Source organism: Salipiger sp. HF18 (genome assembly GCF_011806505.1).
Taxonomy (GTDB): Bacteria; Pseudomonadota; Alphaproteobacteria; order Rhodobacterales; family Rhodobacteraceae; genus Salipiger; species Salipiger thiooxidans.
On sequence record NZ_JAATOS010000273.1, the window covers coordinates 1 to 5533 of the forward strand.

At 70.2% G+C, this 5533-nt stretch carries 4 protein-coding genes; all 4 read left to right on the forward strand.

Annotated elements, in window-relative coordinates:
- A partial coding sequence (locus HC022_RS18210) for a penicillin-binding protein 2 (RefSeq protein ID WP_167453372.1) occupies positions 1-1108 on the forward strand: 1108 nt, incomplete at its 5' end.
- Positions 1109-1165: 57 nt separating this feature from the next.
- Positions 1166-2644, forward strand: coding sequence for a UDP-N-acetylmuramoyl-L-alanyl-D-glutamate--2,6-diaminopimelate ligase (locus tag HC022_RS18215; protein ID WP_167453373.1), 1479 nt, complete (start codon positions 1166-1168; stop codon positions 2642-2644).
- Positions 2641-4074 (forward strand): UDP-N-acetylmuramoyl-tripeptide--D-alanyl-D-alanine ligase, encoded by a 1434-nt coding sequence (gene murF / locus HC022_RS18220; protein WP_167453374.1) that lies wholly within the window; start codon positions 2641-2643, stop codon positions 4072-4074. The genes HC022_RS18215 and murF overlap by 4 nt, the downstream gene beginning before the upstream one ends.
- 13 nt (positions 4075-4087) lie before the next feature.
- Positions 4088-5107 (forward strand): phospho-N-acetylmuramoyl-pentapeptide-transferase, encoded by a 1020-nt coding sequence (gene mraY / locus HC022_RS18225; RefSeq protein WP_167453375.1) that lies wholly within the window; start codon positions 4088-4090, stop codon positions 5105-5107.
- Positions 5108-5533 lie beyond the last annotated feature (426 nt).

Genomic DNA, 5533 nt, shown 5'->3' on the forward strand with positions numbered 1-5533 from the left:
CGAGGGCGCGCCGCTCGAGCTGTCGATCGACCTCACCATCCAGGCGTCGACCGAGCGGGTGCTCGACAGCGGCATGCGGCTGATGAACGCCAAGGGCGCGGCCTCGGTGCTGATGGACGTGCACACCGGCGAGATCCTCGCCATGGCCTCGCTGCCCGATTTCGACCCCAACGACCGGCCGCGGCCGCCGACCAGCGGCAGCCCGTCGGACAGCCCGCTCTTCAACCGCGCGGTGCAGGGCGTCTACGAGCTGGGCTCGGCCTTCAAGATCCTCGCCGCGTCGCAGGCGATGGAGCTGGGCATCGTGACGCCCGAGACCATCATCGACCCCCGCCCGCCGTTCCGGGTGGGAGGCCACGCCATCGGCGAGTTCGAGGGCCACAACTACGGCCAGATCAGCGTCGAAGAAGTCATCATGAACAGCTCGAACCGGGGCACGGGCAAGATCGCCCTCGCCATCGGTACCGAGCGCCAGAAGGACTTCCTCCGCCGCCTCGGCTTCTTCGACCCGGTGCCGCTCGAGATGGTCGAGGCGCCCGGCGGGAAGCCGCTGATCCCGCAGCGCTGGACCGACCTGTCGACGGTAACCATCTCCTACGGCCACGGGCTCAGCGCCACGCCGCTGCACCTTGCGGCCGCCTATGCCGCCATCGCCAACGGTGGCCACCTGGTGAAGCCCACGCTGCTCAAGCACAAGGGTATCAGCTACGGCGACACGGTGCTGTCCGAAGAGGTCTCCGCCAACGCCCGCCACATGCTGCGCCGCGTGGTCAAGGAGGGCACCGCGAGCTTCGGCGACGTGCCCGGCTATCACGTCGGCGGCAAGACCGGCACCGCGGACAAGCCCAGGGAGAAGGGCGGCGGCTATTACAAGGACAAGACCATCACCACCTTCGCGTCGATGTTCCCGGCCGAGGCCCCGAAATACGTTCTGATCGTGACGCTGGACGAACCGGTCGAGACCTCGGGGCCGAAGCCGCGCCGCACCGCCGGCTGGACCTCCGTTCCGGTGGCCGCCGAGATGATCGGCAGGATCGCGCCGCTTCTGGGCTTGCGTCCGGATTACGATATGGGCGAAGTGACCAACGTGACGCTCGCCCGGCAGTGACGGCCCCCGGGGGCTGCCTCCGGATCCGGGCATTCTTGGAAAGATGAAAGGGCTGCCATGAGCGGGGAAAAGACGCTCTCGGAGCTGGGCCTGACCGCGCGAGGCGGGCGCGAGGCGCGAATCTCGGGGATTTCAGTGGACAGCCGGGCGGTGATGCCGGGCCATCTCTTTGCGGCGATGCCGGGCACCAAGGTGCACGGCGCGCGCTTCGTCGATGCGGCGCTGTCGCAGGGTGCAGCGGCGGTGCTGACCGACGCCGAGGGCGCGCAGATCGCGGCCGAGGCGCTGGCAGGCAGCGAGGTCGCGCTGGTGATCGCGGCCGATCCGCGGCAGGCGCTTGCCTTTGCCTGCGCGCTGTTCTTCGGCGCCCAGCCCGCCACCATGATCGCGGTGACCGGTACCAACGGCAAGACCAGCGTGGCGACCTTTGTCCGCCGCCTCTGGCAGGAGATGGGATTCCGCGCCGTGAACCTCGGCACCACCGGGATCGAGGGCGACTGGCAGGCGCCGTTGCGCCACACCACGCCGGACCCGATCACCCTGCACAAGGCGCTGGCCGAGGCCGCGCTTGCCGGTGTCGAGCATGCCGCGATGGAGGCCTCCTCGCACGGGCTCGACCAGCGGCGGCTCGACGGGGTGCAGCTGCGGGCCGCGGGCTTTACCAACTTCAGCCAGGACCATCTCGATTACCACGCTGATTTCGAAGAGTATTTCGCCGCCAAGGCGGGGCTCTTCGCGCGCGTCCTCCCCGAGGAGGGCACCGCCGTGGTGAACATCGACGACGCCCGCGGCATCGACATGCTCGCCATCGCCAAGGCGCGCGGGCAGGAGACGCTGACCGTGGGCGACTCCCAGGGCGCCGACCTGCGCCTGCTGGGCCAGCGCTTCGACGCCACCGGGCAGGAGCTGCGGCTGTCGTGGCACGGCGTGGTCGAACAGTTCCGCCTCAACCTCATCGGCGGCTTCCAGGGCCAGAACGCGCTGCTCGCGGCGGGGCTCGTCATCGCCTGCGGGGCCGAGGCCGAGGACGTGTTCCGTGCGCTGCCGAAGCTCGACACGGTGCGGGGCCGGATGCAGCTGGCCGCCACCCGCGACAGCGGCGCCGCGGTCTACGTCGATTTCGCCCACACGCCCGACGCGGTCTCGACCGCGATCAAGGCGCTGCGCCCGCATGTCATGGGCCGCCTCGTCGCCATCATCGGCGCGGGCGGCGACCGTGATGCCGGCAAGCGCCCGCTGATGGGGGCAGCCGCCGAGCACGCGGACGTGGTCATCGTGACCGACGACAACCCGCGCTCCGAAGACCCCGCCGCGATCCGGCTTCAGGTTCTTGGCGGCGCGCCCGAGGCCATCGAGGTCGGCGACCGGGCCGAGGCGATCCTGCGCGGCGTCGACATGCTGCAGCCGGGCGATGCGCTGCTGGTCTGCGGCAAGGGCCATGAGACCGGCCAGATCGTCGGCGACACGGTCTATCCCTTCGACGACGTGGAACAGGCGAGCGTCGCCGTGGCCGCGCTGGACGGGAGGGGGCTGTGACGCTCTGGACGGCGCAGGAGGCCGCTGCCGCGTCCGGCGGGCGGGTGGCCGGGGCCGGGGACGCGGCCGGCGTCTCCATCGACGCGCGGCCCATCGCGCCGGGGGATCTCTTCGTGGCGCTCCAGGCAGCCCGCGACGGTCACGATTTCGTGGCGCAGGCGCTCGAGAAGGGGGCCGCCGCCGCGCTGGTGAGCCACGTCCCCGAGGATGTGGACCCGGCAAGGCTGCTGGTCGTGGACGACGTCCAGACCGGGCTGGAGAAGCTGGGCATTGCCGCGCGCGACCGCTGCCGGGCGCAGGTGGTGGCGGTGACCGGCTCGGTCGGCAAGACCTCGACCAAGGAGATGCTGCGCTGCGTGCTGGGCGCGCAGGGTAAGGTCCATGCCGCCGAGAAGAGCTACAACAACCACTGGGGCGTGCCGCTGACGCTGGCGCGGATGCCCGCGGACGTGGATTTCGCCGTCATCGAGATCGGCATGAACCACCCCGGCGAGATCGCGCCGCTGTCGCGCATGGCCCGGCCGCACGTGGCGATGGTGACCATCGTGGCGCCCGCGCATCTCGCCGCCTTCGAGAGCCTCGAGGGCATCGCCCGCGAGAAGGGCGCCATCTTCGAGGGGCTCGAGCCGGGCGGCACGGCGGTGATCAACGGCGACCTGCCGGTGAGCCCGATCCTGCGCGAGATGGCCCAAGCGCGCGCCGCGCATGTGATCGACTTCGGCGAGGCCGCGGGCAATCACCACCGGGTCACCGAGGTCACCATCTGCGACGCGGCCACCGTGGCGCAGGGCCGGGCATGGCGCTCGAACGTGCTTTACAAGGTTGCGGTGCCGGGGCGGCATTTCGCGGTGAACGGCATGGGCGTGCTCGCCGTGGCGCATGCGCTGGGGCTCGACCGGGCGCTGGCGGTGACGGCGCTGGGGCAATGGCAGCCCGGGGCGGGGCGCGGGCTGCGCGAGGTCGTGCTGCTCGACCCGGTCGAGACCCAGCTGACGCTCGAGCTGATCGACGATGCCTACAACGCCAACCCGGCCTCGCTGGGCGCCTCGCTCGAGGTGCTGGCCGCCGCCGAGCCCCGCGACGGGTTGGGCCGCGTCACCCATGGCCGGCGCATCGCCTATGTCGGCGACATGAAGGAGCTGGGCGAGGGCGAGGTCGCGATGCACCGCGCGCTGGCCGGACACCCTTCGATGGGCAAGATCGACGTGGTGCATTGCGTGGGGCCGCTGATGCGCGAGCTCTGGACTGCGCTGCCCTACGAGAAGCGCGGCCACTGGACCGAAGACTCGCGCGCCATGGCGGCCCGGGTCCGGCATGATCTCGATGCCGGCGACGTGGTGCTGGTGAAGGGATCGCTGTCGATGGCGCTCTCGCGCGTGGTTGACGCGATCCGCAAAATGGGACAGACGCCGGCGGGCGGCAACGGGTGAGAAGGGAAAAACCATGCTCTACTGGCTGACCGGACTCAGCGATGGCGGGGATTTGTTCAACCTTTTCCGCTACATCACCTTTCGTGCGGGCGGGGCGTTCCTGACCGCGCTGGTCTTCGGATTCCTCTTCGGGCAACCGCTCATCAACGTCCTGCGCAAGCGTCAGGGCAAGGGCCAGCCGATCCGAGACGACGGCCCCGAGGGGCATTTCGTCAAGGCCGGCACGCCGACCATGGGCGGGCTGCTGATCGTGGGCGCGCTGCTGACCTCGACGCTGCTCTGGGCGCGGCTCGACAACTACGCCAAGGTGAAGAAGCAGAACACCGCGGGCGTCTCGGGCAAGGTCCGGCTGCTGCTGGGCTTCCTGATCGCGGGCATCGCGGGCGCCTGGGCGGCGTATTTCCACCCGGCGGAGCTGACGGGCCAGCTGGCGTTCCCGGTGTTCAAGGACGCGCTCCTCAACCTCGGGATCTTCTTCGTGCCCTTCTCGATGATCGTGATCGTGGGCGCGGCCAACGCGGTGAACCTGACCGACGGGCTCGACGGGCTCGCCATCATGCCGGTGATGATCGCCGGCGGCGCGCTCGGGATCATCGCCTACGCGGTGGGTCGCACCGACTTCACCGAGTATCTCGACGTGCACTACGTGCCGGGGACGGGGGAGATCTTCATCTTCACCGCGGCCCTCATCGGCGGCGGGCTCGGCTTCCTGTGGTACAACGCACCGCCCGCGGCGGTGTTCATGGGCGACACCGGCTCGCTGGCCCTCGGCGGCGCGCTGGGGGCAATCGCGGTGGCAACCAAGCACGAGATCGTGCTGGCCATCGTCGGCGGCCTGTTCGTGGTCGAGGCGCTCTCGGTGATCATACAGGTGCTCTACTTCAAGCGCACCGGCAAGCGCGTGTTCCTGATGGCGCCGATCCACCACCACTACGAGAAGAAGGGCTGGGCCGAGCCGCAGATCGTCATCCGCTTCTGGATCATCTCGCTGATCCTCGCGCTGATCGGCCTCGCCACGCTCAAGGTGCGCTGACCACGCGGCGCGGCGTGACGGCCGCACAGGTCAAGTCTCCCTTGCGGGCTCCACGCCTCTGGCCGGCATGGCGCCCCATGATCAGGCGTCGCGCCGGTGGATTGGGCAGGCTGCCTCCGGCGGGAGTTTGTCGGGCAAGATGAAGCCTGGGCGCGGCGCCGCTCCTTCATCTTGCCCAATAAACTCCGGGGGGCCCGTAGGGCGGGGGCAGCGCCCCCTCCGGCGGTTGTCTCATGTCCAGGTCGCGTTCGGACGCGCTCTGGCATCCACGGGCGGGCTGCGCTAGCCCTTTGGGCGCAAGATCAGGAGACTGCGCATGATTCCGGTTCAGGGTTTCGAAGGACGGGTGGTTGCGGTGCTGGGGCTCGGACGCTCGGGCCTCTCGGCCGCGCGGGCGCTGCGCGAGGGCGGGGCGGTGGCGCTGTG